Origin of the sequence: Rhodococcus gannanensis (assembly GCF_042681175.1) — a bacterium.
GTDB lineage: Bacteria > Actinomycetota > Actinomycetes > Mycobacteriales > Mycobacteriaceae > Rhodococcus_G > Rhodococcus_G gannanensis.
Map to the genome: position 1 here is coordinate 144,923 of NZ_JBHUFB010000001.1, position 25,130 is coordinate 170,052.

The following is a 25,130-nucleotide window of genomic DNA, read 5'->3' on the forward strand; positions in this document are numbered from 1 at the left end:
CGCAATGTCACATCGTGCGCGTTCGATGCGCACGATGTGACATTGCGCCCACGCGCCGGAGGCGTCGGGCGGGCCGCACGTCAGCCGAAGCGCATCGCATCGTCGTCGAGGCGACCGTGCCGCAGCGTGACGACGTCGTGCAGGTAGCTCATCCCGAGCCGCCACGGCGCCCGCGACCCCGCCTTCGGGAACAGGTGCAGCGATCGCTGCACGTACCCGGCCTCGAAATCGAGCAGCGGCCGGGTGGTGAGGGCCGGGTCGTCGTTCACCGGCACGCACATCGATTCCCCGGTCCGGTCCATCCGGGCGAGGAGGCGACAGAAGTACTCGGCGACGAGGTCGGCCTTCAGCGTCCACGACGCGTTGGTGTAGCCGATGGTGAAGACGAAGTTCGGGACGCCGCCGAGCATCATGCCCTTGTAGGCGAGGGTGTCCGGCAGCGACACCGGGTTCCCGTCGACCGTGAGGTCGATGCCGCCGAAGGCGAGCAGGTTCAGCCCGGTCGCGGTGACGATCACGTCGGCGTCGAGCGTCGCGCCGGATTCGAGTTCGAGCCCGGTCTCTGTGAACCGGGCGATCCGGTCCGTGACGATGGACGCCGTGCCGTGCCGGATGGCGCGGAAGAGATCGCCGTCGGGGACCAGGCACATACGCTGGTCCCACGGACCGTAGCTCGGCGTGAAGTGGGTGTCGATGTCGTACCCGGCGGGCAGGCGGCGTTCCTGCGCTCTGCGCAGGTACTTCTTCACGATCTCGGGGCGCCGCTGGCTGAGCTGGTACGTGGAGATCGAGAACGCGACGTTCTTGGCGCGGGCGACCCGATACGCGATCCGTGGGCCGACGAGTCTGCGCAGCCGGTTGATCGCCCTGTCCCGCGACGGCAGCGACGCGATGTACGTCGGCGAACGCTGCAGCATCGTGACGTGCTCGGCGTCGACGGCGAGCGACGGCACCAGGGTCACCGCGGTGGCACCGCTGCCGATCACCACGACCTTCTTCCCGGCGGTGTCGAGTCCCGCGGGCCAGTGCTGGGGGTGGACGATGGTGCCGCCGAACGAGTCGGTGCCGTCGAAGTGCGGCGTGAACCCCTCGTCGTAGCGGTAGTAGCCGGTGCACGCGTACAGGAACCGACTGGTGAGGGTGACGGTCTCGTCGCCGCGGCGGGCGGTGACCGTCCATCGCCGCTCCGGCGTCGACCACTCCGCGCGAACGACCTTGTGCCCGTATCTGATTCGCCGGTCGATCCCGGCATCCGCGGCGGTGTCGCGGACGTAGTCGAGGATCGCGGGGCCGTCGGCGATGGCCTGGTCGCCGGTCCACGGGCGGAATCGGTAGCCGAGCGTCTGCATGTCGGAGTCGGACCGCACCCCCGGATAGCGGAACAGGTCCCAGGTGCCCCCGAGTGTCTCCCTCGACTCGAGGATCGCGTAGCTCCTGCCGGGAAACGCTTCCTGCAGGTGGTGGGCGGCGCCGATGCCGGACAGACCGGCGCCGACGATCAGCACGTCGACGTGCTCGGGTGCAGTGGTGTTCACACCCCCATCCTCCTACGCTGCGGATTCCGCAGGGGTGGATCGGTGGTCGGGGATCGACAGGCCACGCACACGCGAGCGGCCCCCGGCGAATGCCGGAGGCCGCGTCTGGCGGAGCCGTGTGTCAGAGCTGGCCGACAACCCAGTCGATGCTCTTGGTGAGCTGGCTGATGTCCTCCGGGTCGATCGCCGGGAACATGCCGACACGCAGCTGGTTGCGGCCCAGCTTGCGGTACGGCTCGGTGTCGACGATGCCGTTGGCACGCAGGATCTTCGCGACCGCTGCGGCGTCGACGTCATCGTTGAAGTCGATCGTGCCGACGACCTGCGAACGCAGGGCCGGATCGGTGACGAACGGGGTGGCGAACTCGGACGCCTCGGCCCACTCGTACAGCCGCGACGACGAGTCCTTCGTGCGCGCGGTGGTCCACTCGAGGCCGCCGTTCGTGTTCATCCACTCGATCTGGTTGGCGAACATGAGCAGGGTGGCCAGGGCGGGCGTGTTGTACGTCTGGTCCTTGAAGGAGTTGTCGACCGCGATCGGCAGCGACAGGAACTCCGGGGTCCAGCGGCCCGAGTCCTTGATCTCCGCGACCCGCTCGAGCGCCTTCGGGCTCATCAGCGCGATCCACAGACCGCCGTCGGCGGCGAAGGACTTCTGAGGTGCGAAGTAGTAGACGTCGGAGTCGGTGATGTTCACCGGCAGTCCGCCCGCGCCCGACGTCGCGTCGATGGCGATGAGGGCGTTCTCCGACCCGGCCGGGCGGGAGACGGGAACCGCGACACCGGTGGAGGTCTCGTTGTGTGCCCAGCCGATGAGGTCGACCGACGGGTCGGCGACGATCTCGGGCGCGCTGCCCGGATCGGAGGAGACGACGATCGGGTCGCCGATGAACGGGTTGCCCTTGGCGACCGAGGCGAACTTCGACGAGAACTCACCGTAGGTGAAGTGCTGCGAACGCTCGCGGATCAGGCCGAACGCGGCGGCGTCCCAGAACGCGGTCGAGCCACCGTTGCCGAGGACGACCTCGTAGCCCTCAGGCAGCGAGAACAGGTCACGCAGGCCGGAGCGCACTCGGCCGACGACGTCCTTGACCGGCTTCTGGCGGTGGCTGGTGCCGAAGACGGAGGCGCCGACATCGACGAGCGACTGCAGCTGCTCGGGGCGGACCTTGGAGGGTCCGCAACCGAAACGGCCGTCGACGGGCTTGAGGTCGGCGGGGATGATCGGGGTGCTCATCGAGTGTCCTTTGTGCGTTGATGGTGACGAGGCGGGAGAGAAGTTAGCGGGCGACCTTGTCCCAGCCGGCGACGGACTCGGGGGTCCGCGGTTCGGGGCCGGTGTAGATGGCGGCCGGGCGGACCAGCTTGCCGAGGCGCTTCTGCTCGAGGATGTGCGCACACCATCCTGCGGTGCGGCCACACGTGAACATCGCGGGCATCATCGCGGCCGGGACCTCGGCGAAGTCCAGGATCACGGCGGCCCAGAACTCCACGTTCGTCTCGATGGCGCGGTCGGGGCGACGCTCACGCAGCTCGGCGAGGGCGGCCTGCTCGAGTGCGGCGGCGACCTCGTAGCGCGGGGCGTTCAGACGCTTGGCGGTGTTGCGCAGCACCCGGGCGCGCGGGTCCTCCGCGCGGTACACGCGGTGCCCGAAGCCCATGAGCTTCTCCTTGCGGTCGAGGATGCCCTTGACCAGTGCGCGGGCGTCGCCGGTGCGTTCGGTCTCCTCGATCATCGGCAGCACGCGTGCCGGTGCGCCACCGTGCAGCGGGCCGGACATCGCTCCGACCGCGCCGGACAGCGAGGCCGCGACGTCGGCGCCGGTGGAGGCGATGACACGGGCGGTGAATGTGGAGGCGTTCATGCCGTGCTCGGCCGCGGACACCCAGTAGGCGTCGATGGCGGCGACGTGCGCCGGATCCGGCTCGCCCTTCCAGCGGACCATGAATCGCTCGGTGACGGTCTTCGCCTCGTCGATGCGCTTCTGCGGCACCGCGGGCTGGTAGATGCCGCGCGCGGACTGCGCGACGTAGGACAGGGCCATGACGGCGGCGCGGGCGAGGTTCTCGCGAGCGGTCTCGTCGTCGATGTCGAGGAGCGGCTCGAAGCCCCAGATCGGGGCGAGCATCGCGAGACCGGCCTGAACGTCGACGCGGACGTCGCCGGTGTGAATGGGCAGCGGGAACGGCTCGGCCGGGGGCAGGCCCTGCCCGAACTCGCCGTCGACGAGCAGCGCCCAGACGTCGCCGAAGGTCACGCCCTTCTCGACGAGGTCCTCGATGTCGACACCGCGGTAGCGCAGCGCGCCGCCGTCCTTGTCGGGCTCGGCGATGTCACTGGTGAAGGCGACGACGCCCTCCAGTCCGCTGACGAATCCTTCGGGTACTGCCGCGCTCGGTGCCATTCTCGTGGATTCTCCTCATCCGAGTGCCGCCGGTCCGGGCCGCACCAATCCGTCTCGTCGGTCACACGTGCGTGGGTGCGGCACGTGTCGGCCGCGGTCACCCGAACTCTATCCCGTTGGACGTTGCCGGTGAGCAGGGCATACCCGGGAGTAACGTGTTCGGCTGTGCCGTCCGATGCCGAAGAACCCGCCGACCTGCGCGCGGGAAATCCCGTCGACCTTGCCGCGATGCGCGTCGCGTACGCGGTTCAGGAGTCGAATTCTCCTGTGCCGGAACTGAATCTGGACGTCGCGACCGTAGCGGACGGCTGGTTGCCGCTGCTCCAGCGGTGGATCGACCAGGCCAGGGCGGAGGGGACGTCCGAGCCGAACGCGATGGTCCTCGCGACGGTGGACGAGCACGGCAGACCGGCCTCGCGCACCGTGCTGTGCAAGGGCCTGTCCGAGGACGGTGTCGTCTTCTACACGAACTACGGGTCGAACAAGGCGCGCCAGCTCGAGCGGTTCCCGTACGCGTCGGCGACGTTCGCGTGGACGGAGTTCGCCCACCAGGTGACGGTCCGCGGCGAGGTGTCACGCGTCCCGGGCGAGGTCACCGACGCGTACTGGCGGACCCGGCCGCGCGGCTCCCAGCTCGGGGCGTGGGCATCGGACCAGTCGGCGCCGATCGAGTCCCGCTCCGCGCTCGACGCGCAGCTGGTGGAGGTCACCGAGCGGTTCGCCGCACTCCCCGAGGTGCCGCGGCCGCCGGGCTGGGGCGGATTCCTGCTCCGGCCGACCACCGTGGAGTTCTGGCAGGGCAGGGCGAACCGCATGCACAATCGGGTGATCGTCACCCGCGGCGACGACGGATGGTCCGCGCGGCGGCTCCAGCCGTGACTGGTAGAACTCCTTAGTGACTCGAACGAGGCGGGAGCCTCCGAAACCCGCGACCGTGCGCAAGCGCCGTCTGCTCGCCGACGTCACCCCGCTGCGCGAGCCGCACTACCGGCGGCTGTGGACGGCAGGCGTCGTTACGGTCATCGGCGCGCAGCTCAGCGTCGTCGCGGTACCCCAGCAGATCTACGAGATCACCCGTAGCTCCGCCTACGTCGGACTGACCGGTGTCTTCGGGCTGGTGCCGCTGGTCGTGTTCGGGTTGTGGGGCGGCGCTCTCGCGGACGTGATGGACCGGCGCAAGCTGATCACGATCACGACGCTCGGCATGATCGCGACGTCGGTGCTGTTCTGGATCCAGGCGGCGCTCGGTGTGAACAACGTGTGGCTGGTCCTCGGGCTGTTCTCCCTCCAGCAGGCGTTCTTCGCGGTGAACCAGCCCACGCGGGCGGCGATCATCCCGCGGCTGGTGCCCGGCGAGCAGTTGCCCGCCGCGAACTCGCTGAACATGACAGTCGTGCAGTTCGGCGCCATCGCCGGGCCGCTCCTCGCGGGGGTGCTGATCCCGTCGATCGGCCTGGCGAGTCTGTACCTCATCGACTCGATCGCCCTGTTCGCGACGCTGTGGGCGGTGATCCGGCTCCCTGCGATCCCACCGACCGGGCCGACGACCCGCGCGGGGCTGCGATCCGTTCTCGACGGGTTCGCATACCTGTCCACGCAGAAGGTCCTGCTCGCGTCGTTCGTGGTCGACATCATCGCGATGGTGTTCGGCATGAGCCGGGCGCTGTTCCCGGAGATCGCGCACGAGACGTTCGGTGATCCCGCCTCGGGCGGCACCGCGCTCGGGTTGCTGTTCGCCGCGATGTCGATGGGCGCGGTCCTCGGCGGCGTGTTCTCGGGATGGCTGCCGCACGTGCGGCGGCAGGGACTCGCGGTGATCGTGTGCATCGTGCTGTGGGGTCTGGCGATGGTCGGTTTCGGTGTCGCCGTCGGCTTCGCCGACCCGGATTCCGGGCCACTGCTGCTGTGGGTGGCGCTCGGGTTCCTCGCCTTCGGTGGAGCGGTCGACATGGTGTCCGCGGCGTTCCGATCCACGATGCTGCAGCAGGTCGCACCCGACGACATGCGGGGCCGGCTGCAGGGTGTGTTCATCGTCGTCGTGGCGGGCGGTCCCCGGATCGGGGACGTCCTGCACGGTGCCGCGGCGTTCGCGTTCGGGACGGCGGTCGCCGCGGCGGGCGGCGGCGTGCTCGTCGTCGTCGGCGTCGCGGTGTCGTGCCTGGTGTTCCCGGCGTTCCTGCGGTACCGGGTGGGACGCGGCGTGTGACGTCGCTCCCGGCCGCACGAGAATGCTTGCGCCGCCCGGAGGTTCGGGGACACTGGTTGCCATGGGTGTGCCGGTGTACGAGATCGAGTTCGGTGATCATCGAGCGGAAGTGGTGGCCCGCGGCGCCGGTGTGAGAAGTCTCAGCAAGGCCGGGCGTGACCTCACCGAACCCTGGCCGGCGGAGTCCGGAGCGTCCGATCCACCGCTGTCGGCGGGCCTGGTGCTCGCGCCGTGGCCGAATCGGATCCGGGACGGGAAGTTCCGGTTCGACGGGGTGGAGCATCAACTCGCGCTCACCGAACCGGAACGGGACAACGCCATCCACGGACTGGTCCGCCGCGACGACTGGCAACTGGTCGACCACCGTGCCCATCGCGTCGAGCAGACCATCCGGGTCGGGCTGCACAAGGGCTGGCCGTACCCGCTGCAGCTGACGGTCGTCCACGAGCTCGGGCAGGACGGGTTGACCGTCACGCACACGGCGGTCAACGTCGGCGCGACCCCGGCCCCGTTCGGACTCGGCGTGCACGCGTTCCTACGGGCCGGCGACGTCCCCCTCGACGACTGCGAGCTGCGCCTGGCGGCAGGCACGTGGCTGCCCCTCGATCCGGACCGGATGCTGCCGCAGGGTCCGTCGCAGGCGGTCGCGGGCACGGAGTTCGACTTCACCTCGCCGCGCGGCCTCGACGGCGTCCGACTGGACACCCCGTTCAGCTCGATCCTTCCCGACCACGACGGACGCGCGCGGCACGAACTGCGGGCCCCCGACGGGAGCGGGACCGCGCTGTGGACGGACCGGTCGTTCGGGTGGCTCCAGGTGTTCACCGCGGACCCGGCGCTCGCGCACGGCTTCCCCGGCCGCGGCCGGGCCCTCGCCGTCGAACCGATGACGTGTCCACCGGACGCGTTCAACTCCGGAATCGGCGAGATCGTGCTCGCGCCGGGACAGGACTGGACCGGACGGTGGGGCATGACGGCCGTGTGAAGGTGGCCGGGCAATCGCCAGGTCAGCGGATTTCGTTACGGCTCGACCGGGTGAAACAGCGACCCACCCTGGGCAGGCTCGGGAGACTGCGACTAGGTTCTCTTATCGACTGACATTTGCAACTCGCAAAGCCTCGAGTTTGAGAGGGATCCTCCGTGCCCGCTGTCGATGACACCACGCCCACGCTCAGCTACCCGGGTGGCGCACACTCGATGTCGATTGCCGAAGCCACCGAAGGCAACGACGGTATCGAGCTGGGCAAGCTCCTTTCCGCGACGGGGTACACCACCCTCGATCCCGGATTCGTCAACACCGCCTCCACCAAGTCGGCGATCACCTACATCGACGGCGACAAGGGAATCCTGCGTTACCGCGGGTACCCGATCGAGCAGCTGGCGGAGAACTCCACCTTCATCGAGGTCAGCTACCTGCTGATCTACGGTGAGCTCCCCACCACCGACGAGCTCGCCGCGTTCACCACCCGCATCCAGCGGCACACGCTGCTGCACGAGGACCTCAAGCGGTTCTTCGACGGCTTCCCGCGCAACGCGCACCCGATGCCGGTGCTGTCCTCCGCGGTGAACGCGCTGTCGGCGTACTACCAGGACTCCCTGGACCCGGACGATCCGGAGCAGGTCGAGCTGTCCACGACGCGCCTGCTGGCGAAGCTGCCGACGATCGCGGCCTACGCGTACAAGAAGTCCGTCGGCCAGCCGTTCCTCTACCCGGACAACTCGCTCACGCTGGTCGAGAACTTCCTGCGGATGACCTTCGGGTTCCCGGCCGAGCCGTACGCGGTGGATCCGGAGATCGCCAAGGCCCTCGACATGCTGCTGATCCTGCACGCCGACCACGAGCAGAACTGCTCGACGTCGACGGTCCGTATGGTCGGCTCCTCGGACGCCAACCTGTTCACGTCCGTGTCGGCGGGCATCAACGCGCTCTGGGGCCCGCTGCACGGCGGCGCCAACCAGGCCGTGCTCGAGATGCTCGACGAGATCAAGGCGAGCGGCGGCGACGTCAAGGAGTTCGTCCGCAAGGTCAAGAACAAGGAAGACGGCGTGAAGCTCATGGGCTTCGGGCATCGCGTCTACCGCAACTACGACCCGCGCGCCGCGCTGGTGAAGAAGGCCGCCGACACCATCCTGTCCAAGCTGGGTGGCGACGACGAACTGCTCGAGATCGCGAAGTCGCTCGAGGAGACCGCGCTCACCGACGAGTACTTCATCGAGCGCAAGCTGTACCCGAACGTGGACTTCTACACGGGTCTGATCTACCGCGCGATGGGCTTCCCGACGCGCATGTTCACCGTCCTGTTCGCGATGGGCCGCCTTCCCGGCTGGATCGCGCACTGGCGTGAGATGCACGAGGACCCGGCCACCAAGATCGGCCGTCCTCGTCAGATCTACACCGGCTACACCGAACGCAACTACGTCGACCTGGGGAACCGGTAACCATGAGCAACGCACCCGAGATCGAGCCCTGGGAGGGCCCCGCTCCGACCGAACTGGTCATCGAGGACGTCATCGTCGGTGACGGCGCCGAGGCGACCCCCGGTTCGAAGGTCGAGGTGAACTACCACGGCGTCGAGCTCGAGAGCGGCGAGGTGTTCGACTCGTCCTTCCTGCGCGGCGAGTCCATCACCTTCCCGCTCGCCGGCCTGATCGCCGGCTGGCAGGAGGGCATCCCCGGCATGAAGGTCGGTGGCCGCCGCAAGCTGGTCATCCCGCCGGAGCTCGCCTACGGCCCGGCCGGATCCGGCCACCAGCTGTCCGGCAAGACGCTGATCTTCGTCATCGACCTGCTCGACGTCGTGGTGCCGCCGCCGGTGCCCGAGGTCGAACCGGCCTCCGGGCCGGCTCCCACCGAGCTGGTCATCGAGGACATCGTCGTCGGTGACGGCGACGAGGCGCAGCGCGGCGGAGTCGTCGACGTGCACTACCACGGCGTCGAGTACGACACGAACGACGTGTTCGACTCGTCCTTCCAGCGCGGCGACTCGGTGAAGTTCCCGCTTCCCCGCCTGATCCCGGGCTGGCAGGAGGGCATCCCCGGCATGAAGGTCGGTGGCCGCCGCAAGCTGACGGTCCCGCCGGAGCTCGCCTACGGCGCCGCCGGATCGGGTCACCCGCTCGGTGGCAAGACGCTCGTCTTCATCATCGACCTGCTCGGCACCAACTGAGCCTGCTCGACCACAGGCACGATCAGGGTCCGTACCACTTCGGTGGTACGGACCCTGATCGCTTCCGGGGCTTCGTTTCTCCGGCGCCGTCGCCGGAAGTTCAGGGGCGGGACGGGAATTCGAACACGAGTCGGGCGCCGCCGAGGTCGCTCTCCTCGAACCACGCTCGGCCGCCGTGTAATTGGGCCTGCTGGTCGACCAGCGCCAGGCCCAGTCCGGACCCGCCTGCCGCGGCGCCGGCCCCGCGCTGGAATCGTTCGAAGACGACCTCCCGCTCGGCTTCCGGAATCCCACGGCCGTCGTCGTCGACGGTGAGCCGCACGGTGCCGCCCGGCTGACGGTGCACCGCCAGCCGGACCGTGCCCGCCCGGCCGTGCCGAACGGCGTTGGAGATCGCGTTGTCGACGGCCAGCCGCAGTCCCACGCTCAGGCCGCTGACGACTACGGCGCGGTCGGCGTCGACCTGGACGGTCAGGTTTGGGTGCTGGCGCTGCGCGTCGCGGGTTGCAGCGTCGCAGATCTCGACGAGATCGGTGGGTGCGTGGTCCTTGTCGCTCGACAGCTCACCGGACGCCAGGCGTTCCAGGGCCGCCAGCGTCGACTCCACCCGGCCCTGGGTGCGCGCGAGGTCGATGAGGATCTCCGCTCGCTCGGCGGAATCGAGCTCCAGGGTGGACAGCACCTCGATGTCGGTGCGCATCGCCGTCAGTGGGGTACGCAACTCGTGCGCGGACGCGGCGGCGAAGTCGCGCGCGGTGTCCAGCGCGGCCTCCGTCTGGCGCTGCGCGTCGGTGATGCGGTCGAGCATGGAGTCGATTGCATCGGCCAGTTCCTCGGCCTCCCGCACCCCCGACACGGTCACAGCCTGTGGGGTCCCGTCGGCGATCTGATGGGTGAGCTGCACGATCGGGCGCACCGCGCGGCCACCGAACAGCCAGCCGAGTCCGGTCGCGCCCGCGACGGCGATCAGACCGGCGATCATCACCCACTTGCGCTGGTCGGTGGTGATGTCGTCGGCCTCCGAGGCGGGTACGGCCAGCGACATCCACAGCGGCGTGTTCGGTATCGCGGTGGTGCTGACGCGGTAGTCCGTGCCGTCGACGGTCGCAGTCTCGGCGCCCAGCCCGACGACGGGCATCGTGGTTGGGGTGCTCACCATGACATCGCCGGTGTTGGAGTTGCGGATGGTGATGGCGAAGGCGTTGGTGTCGCCGAATCTCGGCAGGAAGGACGCGGCCTCCGCGGCGTTGGCGATCAGCACCTGGGCGGCGGTGTCGAGACGCCGGTCCAGCTGCGACATGTTGTTCCAGGAGATGGCGACCGAGATGAAGATGCCGAGCAGGGCGACGACGATGGTCGCGCCCAGCGCGGCCGCCGCTGCCACGCGGGCCCGCAGTGAGTACGAGCGACGCCGCCGGGGTGTGCGAGCGGCACGTGTCCGCCCGGTGAACCGATTCGAACCATTTGTCACGAGGGATCCCGCAGCACGAACCCGACGCCGCGGACGGTCTGCAGGATGCGCGGATGGCCGTGCGCCTCGAGCTTGCGGCGCAGGTATCCGACGAACACGTCGACGACATTGGTGTCGGCGACGAAGTCGTATCCCCACACCAACTCGAGGAGGCGTTCGCGGCTCAGCACGACGCCCTGGTTGCGGACGAGTACGGCCAGCAGTTCGAACTCGCGCTTCGTCAGTTCCACCTCGTGACCGTCGATGGTCGCCCGGCGGCCCGGCAGGTCGACGTCGAGCGCGCCGACGGCGGTCGTGCCGTGCGAGGGCGGCGTCGGGGCCGGGGTCGCGCGGCGCCGCAGCATGGCGTTGATCCGGGCCACCAACTCGGCGAGCACGAACGGCTTGACCAGGTAGTCGTCGGCACCGGCCTCGAGGCCGGCCACCCGGTCGTCGACCGAGGAGCGCGCACTGAGCACGCAGATCGGCACCTCGTTGCCCATGGCACGCAGCGCCGTCACGACACTCGCGCCGTCGAGGACGGGCATGTTCATGTCGAGGACCACGGCGTCGGGGGCCTGCTCGGCGACCACCGACAGCGCCTCGGCGCCGTTGGTGGCGGTGAGGATGGTGAACCCGGACAGCCGCAGCCCCCGGTGCAGGGACGAGAGCACGTCCTCGTCGTCGTCGACGACGAGGACGGTGGCGGTGGAAGCTGTGTCGGTCACCTCGTCATTGTGCCTGGCACGGTCAGCTCACTTCGGGACCGAGGAGCTTTGCGAGCGCATCGAGCACCGCGGGGTCCTCGATGGTCGAGGGGACCGAGTAGTCCTCGTGGTCGGCGATCTGCCGCATCGTCTTGCGGAGGATCTTCCCCGAACGGGTCTTCGGCAGCGCCTGAACGACGGTGACGTCGCGGAAGGTGGCGACGGCCCCGATCTGGTCCCGCACCATCGCGACGAGTTCGGTGCGGAGAACTTCGTGGTCGATCGTGGCGCCGGCCTTGAGCACCACGTAGCCGCTGGGCCGCTGCCCCTTGAGGTCGTCCTTGATCCCGACGACGGCACATTCCGCGACCGCCGCGTGCTGTGCGACGACGGCCTCCATCGCGCCCGTGGAGAGTCGGTGCCCGGCGACGTTGATGACGTCGTCGCTGCGGCCGAGGACGAAGACGTAGCCGTCGGCGTCGATATAGCCGGAGTCGCCGGTGAGGTAGTAGCCGGGGAACGTCGACAGGTACGACTTCACGTACCTGTCCTCGTCGCGCCACAGGCCGGCGAGGGTGCCCGGCGGCAGCGGCAGCCTGATGACGATGTTGCCCTCGGTGCCGGGCCCGACCTCGGAACCGCCGGCGTCGACGATCTGCACCCGGTATCCCGGCACCGCGACCGTCGGGGAGCCAGCCTTGATCGGCATCGGTTCGAGGCCGCGCAGATTCGCGCAGATCGCCCACCCGGTCTCGGTCTGCCACCAGTGGTCGACGACCGGGACGCCGAGCTTGGCCGTCGCCCACTCGTAGGTGTCGGGGTCGAGCCGCTCACCGGCCGCGAACAGCGTGGTCAGGGTGGAGATGTCGTACTTGGCGAGTTCGGCGGCCTCCGGGTCCTCCTTGCGGATGGCGCGGATCGCCGTCGGCGCGGTGAACAGGGCGCGCACGCCGTGCTGCTCGACGACCCGCCAGAACGCGCCGGCGTCGGGGGTGCCGACCGGCTTGCCCTCGTACAGGACCGTCGTCGCGCCGACGAGCAGCGGCCCGTACACGATGTAGGAGTGCCCGACGACCCATCCGACGTCGGAGGCGGTCCACATGACTTGGCCGGCACCGATGTCGTACAGGTTGCGCATCGACCAGGTCAGGGCGACCGCGTGACCGCCGTTGTCGCGGACCACGCCCTTCGGCTTCCCGGTGGTGCCGGACGTGTAGAGGATGTACAGCGGATCGGTGGCGGCCACGGCGACGCATCCGGCGGGTTCCGCATCGGCCGCGGCGGTGTCCCAGTCCAGCCAGCCGTCGTGGTCGGCTGCGCTTCCGGGGATCCGCTCCCGGTTCTTGACGACGATCGTGCCGGGGGCGTTGTCGGTGAGTCCGAGCGCGCGTTCCACGATCGGGAGGTATTCGATGGTGCGGCCCGGCTCGAGGCCGCCGGAGGCCGTCACGAGGGCCTTCGGCTGCGCGTCGTCGATGCGGGCGGCGAGCTCGGCGGCGGCGAATCCACCGAACACCATCGAGTGCACGGCGCCGATCCGGGCGCACGCCAGCATCGCGATCGCGGCTTCGGGGATCATCGGCATGTAGATGACGACGCGGTCTCCCGCCGAAATGCCCTGTGCGGTGAGGACCCCGGCGAACCGGGAGACCTCGGTCAGCAGTTCCGCATAGGTGTAGGTGCAGGTCGTGCCGAGCATGGCGGAGTCGTAGATCAACGCGGCCTGGTCGCCGCGGCCCGCCGCGACGTGCCGGTCGAGCGCGTTGTGGCAGGTGTTGAGCGTCGCGTCCGGGTACCAGCGGTACATCGGTGCCGCGGAGTCGTCGAGGGCGCGGGTCGGTGCGGTGTCCCAGTCGACGGCCTCGGCGGCCCGCAGCCAGAACGCTTCCGGATCGGTGACGCTCTCTGCGAAAGCGTCCGCGTAGGCGCCGTTCCCGTGCTCGGCTGACGTCATCGACTCGTGTCCTCTCGTTGCGCACCATGCAGCGTCGCGTCACGTGTGACGCGCACTACACCCTATGTGATCGGAGTCGTCGTCAGCCCGGCCTCGCGGGCCCGTGCGCCGGACGGCCCCGTCCCGTCGCCGAACGGCATGCCCGTCCCACCCCCCATCCCGTCCCCGCCCCATTGGCTGAAAGTGGCGTTCATGCGGTTGAGGCGAGTGAACGGCACTTTCAGCCGATGGCGGTGGGTGGCGGCCGACGGTAGGGCGGTGGCGTCGGGGTCGGTGGGCGGTGTGGCTGAAGGTGGCGTTCATGCGGTTGAGGCGAGTGAACGGCACTTTCAGCCAATGGGGGCGGTCGGCGGCGGCGGTGGTGGTGGGGGCGGATCTAGGGTGGGTGCATGACGCTGCTCGCGGAGGACCTGCTGTTGCTGCTGCTCGACGACGAGACCGGGAAGCCGTTGGTCGACGGCTCTGCGTTGCCCCGTGCGCTGGCCGGTGCGGTGCTGCTCGACCTCTCCCTCGACGCCGTCGTCGAGCCGGCGGACGGCAGCGGCGCCGTCAAGAAGGGGCGGCTCGTCCTGCGCGACCGCACCGCTCCGCTCGATCCGATCCTCGCGCACGCGGTGGCGCAGCTCCGCGGGTCGAAGCCGCTGAAGCCGGTCGCCGCGATCGAGAAGCTCGGCAAGAACCTCCGCGAGGCGGTGCTCGGCCGGATCGTCGAGCGCGGCTGGGTGCACGAGGCGAAGGGCAAGGTCCTCGGTATCTTCCCGACGAAGACGTGGCCGGCGGTCGACGCTTCGCACGAGCGCGTCGTGCGGGACCGCTTGCGGTCCGTCCTGGTGGACGGCGCGACACCTGACTCTCGGACCGCTGCGCTGATCTCGCTGTTGTCCGCGGTCGACGCCGCGTCGGCGCTGTTCCCGGACGCACGGAAGAAGGATGTGCGCAAGCGCGCCAAGGAGATTGCGAAGGGGGACTGGTCCGGGGAAGCGGTCCGGCACGCGGTCGAGGCGGTCAATGCGGCCGTGATCGCGGCGGTCGTCGTTCCGTCGGTGGCGGCGGGCGGCAGCTGACGGCCGGGGCGACCGGAGCGGCGGGGAGCTCGGCGGTCAGTCCTTGCAGCAGTTCGGGTCGAGGACTGCGCGGAGCGCGTCGAGGGCGTCGGCTCGGACGCTGTGATGAACGTTCATCCCGTGCCGGGTCGACTCGACCATGCCCGCCTTGCGGAGTTGCCCGAGGTGATGGCTGACGGTTGACTCGGCGAGGCCGAGGGCGGTCGCGAGGTCGCAGGTGCAGGCTTCGCGGGTGTCCGCGGTGAGCAGCATCGAGACGAGTTTGATGCGGACCGGATCGGCGAGCGCCTTGAGGCGGAGCGCGAGTTCGAGTGCGGCGTCGTCGGTGACGGGTGCCGCGGAGACGGGTGCGCAGCAGATGGGCGCGGAGACGTCGACGACGGGCAGTGCCTTGGGCATGCTGCAATCCTAGCCAGGCTTCTTGACTTATGTCGAAAAGGTGAGCAGTCTGAGTGGGTAATTCGACATACGTCACATATGTGGAGGTTGCCATGTCACGCGCCCAGCTCGCACTCAACGTCGACAACCTGGAGGAGGCCGTCACCTTCTACTCGAAACTGTTCGGCACCGAGCCGGCCAAGCTCAAGCCCGGGTACGCGAACTTCGCGATCACCGAGCCGCCGCTCAAGCTCGTGCTGTTGGAAAACCCCGGTGAGGGAGGAACTCTCAACCATCTCGGTGTCGAGGTCGAGTCGTCGGCGAAGGTGCACGAGGAGATCGCGCGCCTGACCGGGGAGGGCCTGTTCACCGACGAGGAGATCGGCACAACCTGCTGTTTCGCCACCCAGGACAAGGTGTGGGTGACGGGTCCGGCGGGAGAGAAGTGGGAGGTCTACACGGTGCTCGCCGACTCCGAGACGTTCGGGTCGAGCACGCGGCTCCTGGCCGACTCCGAGGCGGTGACGGAAGGTGGTGCCTGCTGCGGAACGGCGTCGTCGGCCGATCCTCAGGACGCCTGCTGCTGACTCACCTGCGATTCGGCGTCCTCTTCGACCCTGATGGTGACCCGGACGCACGCGAGCATCAGCACCGTGATCACGAAACCGGTGAGTGCGCCCCACTGTTCCTGCGCGAACAGGAACACCTGCGTCACGAGCAGGGTCACGACGAGGGACGCGCGCAGCAGTCGCAGTGCCCGCAGGTAGGGGCCGCGCACCAGGAACCAGAGTCCGGCCGCGGTCAGGGCTCCGGACACCGTGCTCGACGCCACGACGACGAGGTCGGACACGTCGTCGATCTCGCTGTCGTTGGAGCCGAGCAGTGCGGCGACCACGGAGGCCACCGTGACGAGGGCCTGGATCGCGAACAGTCCCATGACGATCCGGCGGGTGATCCGGTGGCCGAGGACGGTCTCGGCGCGGCGGGTCAGCGTGTTGCGGGCGTGCACCACCCTGGAGCCCAGTCCGCGGTCCTGGTCGACGTCGGTGTCCAGCGCCTGCCGCAACGCCGCCGCGGTCGCCGCGAGGCGGGGATCGCGGACGCCGTCGAGCACGCCGAGTGCGTCTCGTCGCCGAACGTCGTCGAGGTGGCCGAGTGCGAGGTCGGTGACGGCGGCGGACGCGATCGCGATGCGCCGGTGGTCGGGCAGTCCGATCCGGGTGATCGCCTCTCGCGCAACGAGGTAGAACAGGACGAACACCGTGTAGATCAGGGCGATGGCGGGCTGGAAGAAGTAGTTGACGTCGGAGGTGACGAACTTGCCGATCTCGTCCACGAACAGTCCGAACCCGATGCCGCCTGTCAGTGCGGCGAGTACCCGGACGCGACCGCCCGCGGAGATCTCGACGGACACCAACGCTGCGGCCATCAACAGTCCGCCCCACAGGACGTGCGCGATGTGCAGTGGGCCGCTGCCGATCTGCGGGTAGCCGGTGGCGGCGAGATAGGCGCGGGTGACGAGGACTGTCGCGACGGCGGCCACCAGGAACAGGTCGAGACGCGCCAGTGCGCCGGAGTCGCGGACGCGGGCCGCCGCGGTCATCGGGGCAGCCCGAGTCTGCGGTAGCGGGATGCCCGGTCCGCGGTCAACAGGTCGGCTGGTTGCCCACGGAGCGTGGCGAGTTCGCGGGCGATCGCCTCGCCGACCCGGATCGAGAACTCGACGGGCTCGTCGGCGGCGTCGGGATGCTCGGGGATGATCGCGTCGATCACGCCGTCCCGCAGCAGATCCAGTGAGCGGATCCCCTGTGACTGCGCCATGTCCGGGGCATGGGCGGTGTCGCGGTGCACGATGGCACTGGCGCCCTCCGGAGGGAGGGGCGCGAGCCAGCCGTTCTGGGCGCACAGCACCCGGTCGGCCGGGAGCAGGGCCAGTGCGCCGCCGCCGGTGCCCTGACCGAGCAGCACCGACACAGTCGGGGTGTCCAGGGTGACGAGATCGGCCAGGCAGCGGGCGATCTCGGGGGCGAGGCCGCGTTCCTCCGCTTCCTTCGACAGCGACGCGCCGAGGGTGTCGATCACCGTCACCAGCGGAATACCGAGTTCCTCGGCGAGTTTCATGGCCCGGCGTGCCTCGCGCAGCGCGCCCGGTCCCATCGTGTTCTGCGGTGACTGTCCGCTGCGGTCCTGGCCGAACAGCACACACGGTTGACCGCCGAAGCGGGCCAGCGAGATCAGCACCGTCTTGTCGGTCTCGCCCTGCCCGGTCCCGGACAGCGGCACCTGGTCGGTGGCGGCGTGCTGCAACAGTTGCCGGATGCCGGGCCGGTCGGTTCGCCGTGACGACGTCACCGATTGCCACGCCGGGACGTCGGGCAGCGCCGCGGTGTCGGCGGGCGGGCCCGTCCACGGGTCCGCCTCACCGGTGAGCACCAGCAGCGCCCGGGTGAGCAGGTCGCGCAGCAGGTCCGGGGCGACGACGCCGTCGATCACGCCGTTGGCGTACAGGTTCTCCGACGTCTGCACGCCCTCGGGGAAGCTCTCGCCGTAGAGGGCCTGGTAGACGCGGGGGCCGAGGAACCCGACGAGGGCGCCGGGTTCGGCGACGGTGACCTGGCCGAGCGATCCCCACGACGCGAACACCCCGCCGGTGGTGGGGTGACGCAGGTACACCAGGTACGGAAGCTTCGCGGCCTTGTGGACGGTGACTGCGGCGGCGATCTTCACCATCTGCACGAAGGCGACGGTGCCCTCCTGCATTCGGGTTCCGCCGGAGGTCGGCGACGCCAGCAGCGGAAGCCGCTCGGCGGTGGCGCGCTCGACCGCGGTGACGATGCGTTCGGCCGCCGCGACCCCGATCGAGCCCGCGAGGAAACCGAACTCGCAGGCGATCACCGCGACTCGGCGACCGGCGATGGTGCCCTCGCCGGTGATCACCGATTCGTCGAGTCCGGTGCGCTCACGGGCGCCGTCGAGGTCGGCGCGGTAGGCGGGGCCCACGGGAACCTCGACCGGCGCGACGTCCCAGGACCGGTGACTTCCCGGGTCGAGGACGAGGTCGAGGATCTCGTGGGCCGACAGCTTCGGTGCCATGCCGAGGAGCCTATTTCACGAGCGTCCGAACGCCTCCCGCCACGACACGGTCGCGCCGACCCGCAGGATCGAGCGCTGGTACACCTTCGCGGCGACGGTCGCCGCGAGCACGGTGGCGGCGATCATGATCGCGACGGTCGCGATGATCTGCATCGGGGACGCGACGCCGGCGGCGATCCGCAGCGGCATGAGGATCGCCGAGAACGGCGGAATCCAGCTGAGCACGGAACTGACGGTGCCGTCGGGGTCGCCGACCGCGGAGAACGCGGAGAAGAACATCGCCATGATGACGAGCATCAGTGGCATCGAGGTGGAGTTGACGTCCTCCTGTCGCGAGACCATCGACCCGGCGGCCGCGTACAGGGCGGCGAAGAAGACGAACCCGAGAACGAACCAGGCGAGGGTGCTCGCGAGGACGGCGAGGGCGGTGCCGGTGACCGTGAGGACGCCGGTGGCGAGGCCGGCACCGACGCCGGCGATGCCGTACGCGGTGAGCTGCACGAACCCGACCGCGCCGATCCCGAGGATCTTGCCCCACAGCAGGTGCAGTGGCCGCACCGTCGACAGCAGCAGTTCCACGACGCGGCTCGACTTCTCCTCGACGACACCCATCGCGACGGCCATGCCGAACCCGAGGATCTGCATGTACAGCAGGAACACCGCGGTGACCGACAGCGCGACCCGCTGGCTCTGCTCGGGGTCCGGGGGGTCGATCGCGTCGACGGTGACGACGGCCGCGGAGGTGGCCGCCGAGAGCTGCCCGACGTCGACGCCCTGTGCGTCGAGTGCCCGCTGCTGCGCCTGCCCGGCGACGGCGACGTCGAGGACGGTGCGCAGGCCCCCGTCGACGTCGCTCTCGGTCACCGCGACTGCGGAGCCGTCGGCGGCGGGGACGAGGGCGACGTCGAGGTCGCCGGACTCGACCTGCTCGCGGGCGGTGGCTTCGTCGGCGACGCCGACCACCTCGACGGGCGTACCGAGTTGTTCGCCGGTGGATTCGAGTGTCGCGGTGAGGGACTGGTCGCCGACGAGGCCGACGGTCGAGGTGTCGACGTCGTCGCCGCCGGAGAAGATGGAGTAGCCGACGATGCCGCCGACGATCGCGACCAGGATGATCAGGTTGCTGATCACGAAGCTGCGCTTGTGCACCTGGGTGCGGAACTCGCGGCGGGCGACGAGGGCGACGGCGCGCGTCGCTCCGACAGCGGGACGGCCGGCATCGGGTCGGCGGTCCGTGGTGGCGGTGCTCATGCGGTCACGACCTCTCGGAACAGTTCGGTGAGGGTGGGCCGGTTGACGGAGAACTCGTGCACCGGGCCGGTTTTCAGGGCGGCGGCGAGCACGTCCTGGTCGACGGCGTCGTCGTCCAGTTCGAGGACGGTGTGCCCGTCGTCGTGGGAGACGGTGCGCACCCCGTGCAGGTGGTCGGCCCAGCCGGGCGGAGCCTCGGGGGCGTGTACGACCAGCCGCGGCCGGCCGCGTCCTCGCAGTTCGTCGACGGTGCCGACGGCCTTCATTCGTCCGCCGGCGATGATGCCGACCCGGTCGCAGAGCCGCTGCACGAGGTCGAGTTGATGGCTGGAGAACACGACGGGGACTCCGGTGGCGGCCTTCTCGGCGAGCACCTCGCTCATCACGTCGACCGCGACGGGGTCGAGGCCGGAGAACGGTTCGTCGAGGACGAGCACCGCGGGGTCGTGGACGAGCGCGGCGGCCAACTGGACGCGCTGCTGGTTGCCGAGGCTGAGGGCGTCGACGGCGTCGCCGATGCGTTCGGCGATGCCGAGCCGTTCGGTCCACCGGGCGACCGCGGCGGCCGCATCGCGGCGCGAGAGTCCGTGCAGTTCGGCGAGATACGCGAGCTGGTCGCCGACCTTCATCTTGGGGTACAGGCCCCGCTCTTCGGGCATGTAGCCGATGGTGCGGCGGACGTCGAGGTCGACGGGGCGGCCGCCGAGAAGGACCTGCCCGGAGTCGGCGGACAGCACCCCGAGGGCGATCCGCATGGTGGTCGTCTTGCCCGCGCCGTTCGATCCGACGAAGCCGAAGATCTCGCCGGGACGGACCTCGAAGCTCAGGTCGTCGAGCGCGACGACGTCGCCGTAGCGTTTCGAGACGTGTTCGATGGCAAGGGTGTTCGTACTCACGGTGCCTCCAGGCGATCGTTGTCGGTCGTCGGGTGTGACTGTTCGTCGGTGGGATGGGTGTCGGGATAGGGGTCGGGCCGACTCCACGCGAGGATCATGGTGGGGGAGCAGCCGCCGATGAGGAGGGTGGTGACGGTGAGCAGTCCGCCCGTGTACGCCATCGTGGTGTGGGTGCCGTCGGTGAGAGTGCTGCCGATGACCAGGTAGGCGACCGGGATCATCACCAGCCACTGGGTGATGCTCAGTCCGACGGACCGGGCGGCGTTGCGTTGCTGTATCTCCCATTCGTCGAGTGCCTCACTCGGGGCATCGCCGAGCTGCCCCGACACGATCGACAATGCGATCCAGATCGGGAAGAACACCAGGCAGGCCGGCAACCAGAGCAGCGGGCCGCGCTCGAAGAAGTGGCAGAGGACGCCGACGGTGAGCATGAGGCAGAAGGTGACGCCGAGTGCGACGACGAGGATTCGGCGCCGGGCCTGGGTGCGCCACCGCGGCAGCATCTTCTCGGTCTTCTCGGATCTCACGAGAAAGCGTCGTGCACGGTGTTGCTGGTAGCGCTCGAAGACGGTCTGCTCAGGCATGTCGATCGGCTCCTTCCGCGCGGGCGTTCCGGTAGTACTCGGTCGAGAGTGGGGTGAACGCGCTGCGGGAGAACACCGCCTCGACGGGCAGGCGGAACACCTCGCAGATCCGCATCGCCAGGTCGAGGCTGGGGTAGTGGTCCCCGCGTTCGAGTGCGCCGACGGTCTGCGGGTTCACCTCGATCAGCGCGGCGAGTGCGGCCCGGCTCATCGACCGTTCGGCCCGCAGCACCGCGATGCGGTTGAAGATGGGGCGTGACTCTCCCCGCCGTACGGGACTCATGCATCAAAGTGTTGTGAAAACCCAACGCTTCGTCAAGTTTATCGGCATCGACGGTGGTCCTCGGCGTGGGGCGAGTTTCTACGACAGACTGTAGTAAAGTCCGATTCGTGCGTGCCGCGACCGCGACCGGGGTCGTCGCCCCGGTCCGGGGCGGCGCCATCGCCGGTGTCACCGTCTCGCTGTCGGTCGCCGCTCACGGCGCTGCCGGCGGTGGCGTTCCGGCCGGTTCCACTCTGATCGTGCTCGCCGGACTCGCGGCGGTTCTCGCGTCCTGCGCGGGCGCCGTCCCCGTCCTGCGTCGAGGGACGGTCGCGGCCGTCGCCGTACTGTCTGCCGGGCAGGTCCTCGGCCACCTCGCTCTCTCGCTCGAGTCGCATCACACCGTCACCGTGACAGCGGGTATGGCGGCGGCGCACGCCGTCGCACTGGCGGTGTGCGCGGTGCTCCTCGGCGCCGCCGACGGCGTCGGTGCCGCGGTGTGCGCGGCACTGCGTGCGGTGACGGCCGGTCGGCCGGTGCTGCCCGAGCCGACCGGGCCCGCCGAACGTCGTCCCACGGGGCGCCCGTCCCGGCCGCTCGCCGAGATCCTCTGCCGCGCCGGCCTGTCCCTCCGGGGTCCGCCGGTTCTCGTCCACTCCTGACCACCAGCGTGCCGCGCCGACCCGCGGCACGTCGCTGCCGTGCGCGCAGCGGACGAGAACCAACCCGAGAAGGACAACCGAATCATGATGACGACGAACCACATTCGACGTTCGCTCCTCGCCGCAGCGGCGACGCTGGGCCTGGCCGCGGCCGTCGTGGGATGCTCCGACGACGCGACCTCCGCCGTCGCCGCGAACTCCGTGACCCTGACCGACTCGTGGGCGAAGGCAGCCGATGGCGGCATGACCGCCGCGTTCGGCACCCTCGTCAACGACGGCGACGCGCCGGTCACCCTCACTGCGGTCGCTGCCGACGTCTCCGGCCGGGCCGAACTGCACGAGATGGCATCCGACGGTGCGGGATCGATGTCGATGCGGCAGAAGGAAGGCGGCTTCGAGGTGCCCGCACACGGTGAACGGGTCCTCGAACCGGGTGGCGAGCACGTGATGCTGATGGACGTCACCGCCCCGATGCGGGCCGGCGACACGCTCGCGCTGACGCTCACGTTCGCCGACGGCAGCTCCGCCGACGTGGAGGTGCCGATCCGGGACTTCACCGGGGCGCAGGAGAACTACTCGGAACACACCGGTGAGTGAGTTCAGCCGCCGTCGGCTGCTCGGCGGCGGCGCGCTCGCCGCGGGTGGGGTGGCACTCGGCTGGGGTGCATCGACGGTCGTGGGCGCCCCGGCCGCGGCAGCGGCACCGGACACGGTCCCGTTCCACGGCGACCACCAGGCCGGGATCGCCACACCCCCGCCCGCGCACACAACCTTCGTCGGGTTGGACCTCCGGCCCGGCGTCGATCGGGACGCCCTGATCCGGCTCATGCGGGTGTGGACCGACGACGCAGCCCGGCTCACCGCCGGACGCGGCGCCCTCGCCGACACCGAGCCCGAACTGGCAGTGGTCCCGTCGAGGCTCACCGTCACGATCGGGTTCGGCCCCGGAGTGTTCGCCGCGGCGGAACGGGAGCATCGGCGTCCGGCGTGGCTGGCACCGTTGCCGCCCTTCGGTGTCGACCGCCTCGAAGCACGGTGGAGCGACGGTGACGTGATGCTCCAGGTCGGATCCGACGATCCGGTCGCGGTGGCGCACGCGCTCCGGGTGCTGCTCAAGGGCGCCCGCGGCACCGCGACGGTGCGCTGGTCGCAGGCCGGGTTCCGGCGGGCGCGGGGGAGCGAACCCGAGGGCACCACGATGCGGAACCTGATGGGCCAGGTCGACGGCACCGTGAACCCGGCACCCGGCTCCGCCGACTTCGACTCGCTCGTGTGGGTCGACGACGGCTCCTGGCTCGACGGCGGCACCTCGATCGTGATCCGGCGGATCCGGCTGCACCTGGACGAGTGGGACGAGTTGGACCGGCCCGGGCGTGAGATCGTGATGGGCCGCAGGCTGTCCGACGGTGCGCCGCTCACCGGGGAATCGGAGCACGACGAACCCGACTTCGGTGCCGTCGGGCCGGGCGGCATCACGGTCATCGCGCCGAACTCGCACATCGCCCTCGCCCGATCGCTGGACCAGCGAGAACGGTTCCACCGTCGCTCGTACAACTACGACGACGCGCCGAGCGGGGATGCGGTGTCCGACTCGGGCCTGGTGTTCGTCAGCTACCAGGCCGACCCGGTGCGCCAGTTCGTGCCGGTCCAGCAGCGCCTGTCGGACGCCGACCTCTTCAACACGTGGTCGACGCCGGTCGGGTCGGCGGTGTTCGCGATCCCCGCGGGGTGCAGAGAGGGTGAGTACCTGGGTCAGGCCCTGTTCCAGTAGGCGCGAGGCGCCTGTGCGCCTTTTTGGTAGCTCCCACTACCAAAAAGGCGCACAGGTGCCGGAGGCGCGTCACAGCTCGAGCAGTTGCCCGTCCTCGACCCGCCACCGGCGGGTGCTGCGCACCGTGTCCAGCATCCGCCGGTCGTGGGTGACCAGCAGCAGCGTGCCGGTGTACGACTCCATCGCCTGTTCCAACTGCTCGATCGCGGGCAGGTCGAGGTGGTTGGTCGGCTCGTCGAGGACCAGCAGGTTCACCCCACGCGCCTGGAGGAGTGCAAGTGCGGCGCGCGTGCGTTCCCCGGGGGAGAGCGAGTTCGCCGGGCGCAGCACGTGGTGACCCTTGAGGCCGAACTTCGCGAGCAGGGTGCGGACGTCCGCGTCCGGCCAGTCCGGCACCTGCGCACCGAACGCGACGGCGAGAGGCTCGTCGCCCTCGAACAGTCCGCGGGCCTGATCGACCTCGCCGACAGCGACACCGGAGCCGAGTGACGCGGTGCCCTCGTCGGGTGTCAGGCGGCCGAGCAACAAGGCCAGCAGCGTCGACTTTCCGGCTCCGTTGGGCCCCGTGACGAGAATGCGGTCACCCCAGTCGATCTGGGTGTGGATCGGGCCGAGCCGGAAGGTTTCACGCTGAACAACGGCACCGGTGAGCGTCGCGACGACGGACCCGCTGCGCGGTGCGTCGGCGATCTCCATCCGCAGCTCCCACTCCTTGCGGGGCTCCTCGACCACCTCGAGCCGCTCGATACGGCGTTGTGTCTGACGGGCTTTCGCGGCCTGCTTCTCCGTCGACTCGGCGCGCGCCTTCCGTCCCATCTTGTCCGAGTCGGCGCCCTTTGCCTTGCGCCGGTTGTTGCGTACACCGTGTTCGAGCCAGTTGCGTTGCATCTGCGCGCGCGCCTCGAGGCCGGACAGGGTGCCGGCGTACTCCTCGTACCGTTCCCTGGCGTGCCTGCGCGCCACTGCACGTTCCGCCAGGTACGACTCGTAGCTGCCGTCGTAGACATCGATCTGCTGCTGCGCCAGGTCCAGTTCGACGATGCCGGTCACGGTGCGCGCCAGGAACTCCCGGTCGTGGCTGACGACCACGATGCCGGTGCGCGTCTCGGCGACGAACCGCTCCAGGCGCGCCAGGCCGTCGAGATCGAGGTCGTTGGTCGGCTCGTCCAGCAGTAGCACGTCGTACCGCGAAAGCAGCAGCGCCGCCAGCCCCACCCGGGCGGCCTGCCCGCCGGAGAGTGCCGTCATCTCGGCGTCGAGCCCCGAGGTCAGACCGAGGTCGTCGAGAACCTGCCCGGCGCGCTCGTGCAGATCGGCGCCGCCGAGCGCGAGCCACCGCTCCAGCGCGTGCGAGTAGCGGTCGTCGCCACCCGGCTCCTCGAGCGCGGCGGCCGCCTCGTTCATCTCGGACTCCGCGGCCGTGACGCCGGTGCGCCGGCCGAGGTACTCCTCGACGGTCTCGCCGGGGATCCGCTCGGGTTCCTGCACGAGGTGCCCGACCGTCGCATCGGGGGGACTCAGCGAGACGGTGCCCTCCACGTCGGCGGTGGTGTCGCCGGAAAGGATGGACAGCAGCGTCGACTTGCCCGCTCCGTTGGCGCCGACCAGGCCGATCACATCGCCGGGCGCGACAACGAGGTCGAGTCCGGTGAACAGGGTGCGTTCGCCGCGAGCGGCGGAGACGTCGTCGGCGTGGAGGGTGGCGCTCATGAGGCGATTCTCTCAGTTCGGGCACGGAGCGCCCG

Annotated in this window: 24 protein-coding genes and 1 pseudogene; 11 read left to right on the forward strand and 14 right to left on the reverse strand. The window is 69.8% G+C overall.

Annotated elements, in window-relative coordinates; genetic code table 11:
• Positions 1 to 80: 80 nt before the first annotated feature.
• The 3 genes from ACFSJG_RS00770 to ACFSJG_RS00780 form a co-directional block, all read right to left on the reverse strand.
• Positions 81 to 1,535, reverse strand: a complete 1,455-nt coding sequence (locus tag ACFSJG_RS00770) for a flavin-containing monooxygenase (RefSeq protein WP_378483290.1) — start codon at positions 1,533 to 1,535, stop codon at positions 81 to 83.
• A 121-nt stretch (positions 1,536 to 1,656) separates the two neighbouring features.
• Positions 1,657 to 2,772 carry a phosphoserine transaminase gene (serC, locus tag ACFSJG_RS00775; protein WP_378483291.1) on the reverse strand — a complete coding sequence of 372 codons (1,116 nt, stop codon included), beginning with the start codon at positions 2,770 to 2,772 and terminating at the stop codon, positions 1,657 to 1,659.
• 43 nt (positions 2,773 to 2,815) lie between these two features.
• The gene (locus ACFSJG_RS00780; RefSeq protein WP_007529632.1) at positions 2,816 to 3,940 is read right to left on the reverse strand and encodes a citrate synthase 2; all 1,125 of its coding nucleotides are present in this window, start codon (positions 3,938 to 3,940) and stop codon (positions 2,816 to 2,818) included.
• 165 nt (positions 3,941 to 4,105) lie between these two features.
• On the opposite strand from ACFSJG_RS00780, the gene pdxH reads away from it, so the two are divergent.
• From pdxH to ACFSJG_RS00810, 6 genes and pseudogenes are all read left to right on the forward strand, one after another.
• Positions 4,106 to 4,819 (forward strand): pyridoxamine 5'-phosphate oxidase, encoded by a 714-nt coding sequence (gene pdxH, locus ACFSJG_RS00785; RefSeq protein ID WP_378483292.1) that lies wholly within the window; start codon positions 4,106 to 4,108, stop codon positions 4,817 to 4,819.
• Between the two features lie 55 nt (positions 4,820 to 4,874).
• Positions 4,875 to 6,146, forward strand: a complete 1,272-nt coding sequence (locus tag ACFSJG_RS00790) for an MFS transporter (protein WP_378483293.1) — start codon at positions 4,875 to 4,877, stop codon at positions 6,144 to 6,146.
• A gap of 61 nt (positions 6,147 to 6,207) precedes the next feature.
• Positions 6,208 to 7,131, forward strand: a complete 924-nt coding sequence (locus ACFSJG_RS00795) for an aldose 1-epimerase family protein (protein ID WP_378483294.1) — start codon at positions 6,208 to 6,210, stop codon at positions 7,129 to 7,131.
• A 155-nt stretch (positions 7,132 to 7,286) separates the two neighbouring features.
• Positions 7,287 to 8,585, forward strand: a complete 1,299-nt coding sequence (locus ACFSJG_RS00800) for a citrate synthase (RefSeq protein WP_378483295.1) — start codon at positions 7,287 to 7,289, stop codon at positions 8,583 to 8,585.
• Positions 8,586 to 8,587: 2 nt separating this feature from the next.
• A pseudogene (locus ACFSJG_RS00805) lies at positions 8,588 to 8,944 on the forward strand (FKBP-type peptidyl-prolyl cis-trans isomerase); the annotation flags it as partial.
• 15 nt (positions 8,945 to 8,959) lie between these two features.
• Positions 8,960 to 9,313 (forward strand): FKBP-type peptidyl-prolyl cis-trans isomerase, encoded by a 354-nt coding sequence (locus ACFSJG_RS00810; protein ID WP_378483365.1) that lies wholly within the window; start codon positions 8,960 to 8,962, stop codon positions 9,311 to 9,313.
• A 100-nt stretch (positions 9,314 to 9,413) separates the two neighbouring features.
• Here the strand turns inward: ACFSJG_RS00810 and ACFSJG_RS00815 are convergent, their stop codons facing one another.
• The 3 genes from ACFSJG_RS00815 to ACFSJG_RS00825 all read right to left on the reverse strand — a co-directional run bounded on the left by ACFSJG_RS00815 (position 9,414) and on the right by ACFSJG_RS00825 (position 13,424).
• On the reverse strand, positions 9,414 to 10,697 hold the full coding sequence (locus tag ACFSJG_RS00815) for a HAMP domain-containing sensor histidine kinase (protein WP_378483296.1): 1,284 nt from the start codon (positions 10,695 to 10,697) through the stop codon (positions 9,414 to 9,416).
• 83 nt (positions 10,698 to 10,780) lie between these two features.
• Positions 10,781 to 11,491 (reverse strand): response regulator transcription factor, encoded by a 711-nt coding sequence (locus ACFSJG_RS00820; protein ID WP_378483297.1) that lies wholly within the window; start codon positions 11,489 to 11,491, stop codon positions 10,781 to 10,783.
• A 22-nt stretch (positions 11,492 to 11,513) separates the two neighbouring features.
• Positions 11,514 to 13,424, reverse strand: a complete 1,911-nt coding sequence (locus ACFSJG_RS00825) for a propionyl-CoA synthetase (protein WP_378483298.1) — start codon at positions 13,422 to 13,424, stop codon at positions 11,514 to 11,516.
• 389 nt (positions 13,425 to 13,813) lie between these two features.
• Between ACFSJG_RS00825 and ACFSJG_RS00830 the strand changes: the two genes are divergently transcribed.
• The gene (locus ACFSJG_RS00830; RefSeq protein WP_378483299.1) at positions 13,814 to 14,488 is read left to right on the forward strand and encodes a GOLPH3/VPS74 family protein; all 675 of its coding nucleotides are present in this window, start codon (positions 13,814 to 13,816) and stop codon (positions 14,486 to 14,488) included.
• 36 nt (positions 14,489 to 14,524) lie between these two features.
• Here ACFSJG_RS00830 and ACFSJG_RS00835 read toward each other — a convergent pair whose 3' ends face one another.
• On the reverse strand, positions 14,525 to 14,887 hold the full coding sequence (locus ACFSJG_RS00835; protein WP_378483300.1) for an Rv2640c family ArsR-like transcriptional regulator: 363 nt from the start codon (positions 14,885 to 14,887) through the stop codon (positions 14,525 to 14,527).
• A gap of 92 nt (positions 14,888 to 14,979) precedes the next feature.
• Between ACFSJG_RS00835 and ACFSJG_RS00840 the strand changes: the two genes are divergently transcribed.
• Positions 14,980 to 15,453 carry an ArsI/CadI family heavy metal resistance metalloenzyme gene (locus tag ACFSJG_RS00840; RefSeq protein ID WP_378483301.1) on the forward strand — a complete coding sequence of 158 codons (474 nt, stop codon included), beginning with the start codon at positions 14,980 to 14,982 and terminating at the stop codon, positions 15,451 to 15,453.
• Here ACFSJG_RS00840 and ACFSJG_RS00845 read toward each other — a convergent pair.
• Genes ACFSJG_RS00845 through ACFSJG_RS00870 form a run of 6 tightly spaced genes read right to left on the reverse strand, consistent with a single transcriptional unit; the run spans position 15,435 to position 20,973 of the window.
• Positions 15,435 to 16,469 carry a hypothetical protein gene (locus ACFSJG_RS00845; RefSeq protein WP_378483302.1) on the reverse strand — a complete coding sequence of 345 codons (1,035 nt, stop codon included), beginning with the start codon at positions 16,467 to 16,469 and terminating at the stop codon, positions 15,435 to 15,437. The two genes, ACFSJG_RS00840 and ACFSJG_RS00845, sit on opposite strands and share 19 nt — an antisense overlap.
• Complete coding sequence (locus tag ACFSJG_RS00850) at positions 16,466 to 17,959, reverse strand: carboxyl transferase domain-containing protein (protein WP_378483303.1); 1,494 nt, start codon at positions 17,957 to 17,959, stop codon at positions 16,466 to 16,468. Before ACFSJG_RS00850 ends, ACFSJG_RS00845 begins: the two co-directional genes overlap by 4 nt.
• Positions 17,960 to 17,974: 15 nt before the next feature.
• Complete coding sequence (locus tag ACFSJG_RS00855; RefSeq protein ID WP_378483304.1) at positions 17,975 to 19,210, reverse strand: ABC transporter permease; 1,236 nt, start codon at positions 19,208 to 19,210, stop codon at positions 17,975 to 17,977.
• Positions 19,207 to 20,106: an ABC transporter ATP-binding protein gene (locus tag ACFSJG_RS00860; protein ID WP_378483305.1), complete on the reverse strand. Its 900-nt coding sequence runs from the start codon at positions 20,104 to 20,106 to the stop codon at positions 19,207 to 19,209. The genes ACFSJG_RS00855 and ACFSJG_RS00860 overlap by 4 nt, the downstream gene beginning before the upstream one ends.
• Positions 20,103 to 20,690, reverse strand: coding sequence for a hypothetical protein (locus ACFSJG_RS00865; RefSeq protein WP_378483306.1), 588 nt, complete (start codon positions 20,688 to 20,690; stop codon positions 20,103 to 20,105). Before ACFSJG_RS00865 ends, ACFSJG_RS00860 begins: the two co-directional genes overlap by 4 nt.
• Positions 20,683 to 20,973 carry a helix-turn-helix transcriptional regulator gene (locus ACFSJG_RS00870; RefSeq protein ID WP_378483307.1) on the reverse strand — a complete coding sequence of 97 codons (291 nt, stop codon included), beginning with the start codon at positions 20,971 to 20,973 and terminating at the stop codon, positions 20,683 to 20,685. Before ACFSJG_RS00870 ends, ACFSJG_RS00865 begins: the two co-directional genes overlap by 8 nt.
• Positions 20,974 to 21,080: 107 nt before the next feature.
• Here ACFSJG_RS00870 and ACFSJG_RS00875 point away from each other — a divergent pair, with 107 nt between their 5' ends.
• From ACFSJG_RS00875 to ACFSJG_RS00885, 3 genes are all read left to right on the forward strand, one after another.
• Positions 21,081 to 21,614, forward strand: a complete 534-nt coding sequence (locus ACFSJG_RS00875) for a hypothetical protein (protein WP_378483308.1) — start codon at positions 21,081 to 21,083, stop codon at positions 21,612 to 21,614.
• 84 nt (positions 21,615 to 21,698) lie between these two features.
• The gene (locus ACFSJG_RS00880; RefSeq protein ID WP_378483309.1) at positions 21,699 to 22,211 is read left to right on the forward strand and encodes a copper chaperone PCu(A)C; all 513 of its coding nucleotides are present in this window, start codon (positions 21,699 to 21,701) and stop codon (positions 22,209 to 22,211) included.
• Positions 22,204 to 23,385 (forward strand): Dyp-type peroxidase, encoded by a 1,182-nt coding sequence (locus tag ACFSJG_RS00885; protein WP_378483310.1) that lies wholly within the window; start codon positions 22,204 to 22,206, stop codon positions 23,383 to 23,385. The genes ACFSJG_RS00880 and ACFSJG_RS00885 overlap by 8 nt, the downstream gene beginning before the upstream one ends.
• A gap of 69 nt (positions 23,386 to 23,454) precedes the next feature.
• Here the strand turns inward: ACFSJG_RS00885 and ACFSJG_RS00890 are convergent, their stop codons facing one another.
• Complete coding sequence (locus ACFSJG_RS00890) at positions 23,455 to 25,095, reverse strand: ABC-F family ATP-binding cassette domain-containing protein (protein ID WP_378483311.1); 1,641 nt, start codon at positions 25,093 to 25,095, stop codon at positions 23,455 to 23,457.
• Positions 25,096 to 25,130: the final 35 nt, after the last annotated feature.

What these genes read in the sequence shown, in the direction of transcription:
- serC (WP_378483291.1), bottom strand. Translation starts at nt 2,772, where the DNA reads ATGAGCACCCCGATCATCCCCGCCGACCTCAAGCCCGTCGACGGCCGT.
- ACFSJG_RS00780 (WP_007529632.1), bottom strand. Translation starts at nt 3,940, where the DNA reads ATGGCACCGAGCGCGGCAGTACCCGAAGGATTCGTCAGCGGACTGGAG.
- ACFSJG_RS00795 (WP_378483294.1), top strand. Translation starts at nt 6,208, where the DNA reads ATGGGTGTGCCGGTGTACGAGATCGAGTTCGGTGATCATCGAGCGGAA.
- ACFSJG_RS00825 (WP_378483298.1), bottom strand. Translation starts at nt 13,424, where the DNA reads ATGACGTCAGCCGAGCACGGGAACGGCGCCTACGCGGACGCTTTCGCA.
- ACFSJG_RS00830 (WP_378483299.1), top strand. Translation starts at nt 13,814, where the DNA reads ATGACGCTGCTCGCGGAGGACCTGCTGTTGCTGCTGCTCGACGACGAG.
- ACFSJG_RS00835 (WP_378483300.1), bottom strand. Translation starts at nt 14,887, where the DNA reads ATGCCCAAGGCACTGCCCGTCGTCGACGTCTCCGCGCCCATCTGCTGC.
- ACFSJG_RS00840 (WP_378483301.1), top strand. Translation starts at nt 14,980, where the DNA reads ATGTCACGCGCCCAGCTCGCACTCAACGTCGACAACCTGGAGGAGGCC.
- ACFSJG_RS00845 (WP_378483302.1), bottom strand. Translation starts at nt 16,469, where the DNA reads ATGACCGCGGCGGCCCGCGTCCGCGACTCCGGCGCACTGGCGCGTCTC.
- ACFSJG_RS00850 (WP_378483303.1), bottom strand. Translation starts at nt 17,959, where the DNA reads ATGGCACCGAAGCTGTCGGCCCACGAGATCCTCGACCTCGTCCTCGAC.
- ACFSJG_RS00855 (WP_378483304.1), bottom strand. Translation starts at nt 19,210, where the DNA reads ATGAGCACCGCCACCACGGACCGCCGACCCGATGCCGGCCGTCCCGCT.
- ACFSJG_RS00865 (WP_378483306.1), bottom strand. Translation starts at nt 20,690, where the DNA reads ATGCCTGAGCAGACCGTCTTCGAGCGCTACCAGCAACACCGTGCACGA.
- ACFSJG_RS00870 (WP_378483307.1), bottom strand. Translation starts at nt 20,973, where the DNA reads ATGAGTCCCGTACGGCGGGGAGAGTCACGCCCCATCTTCAACCGCATC.
- ACFSJG_RS00880 (WP_378483309.1), top strand. Translation starts at nt 21,699, where the DNA reads ATGATGACGACGAACCACATTCGACGTTCGCTCCTCGCCGCAGCGGCG.
- ACFSJG_RS00890 (WP_378483311.1), bottom strand. Translation starts at nt 25,095, where the DNA reads ATGAGCGCCACCCTCCACGCCGACGACGTCTCCGCCGCTCGCGGCGAA.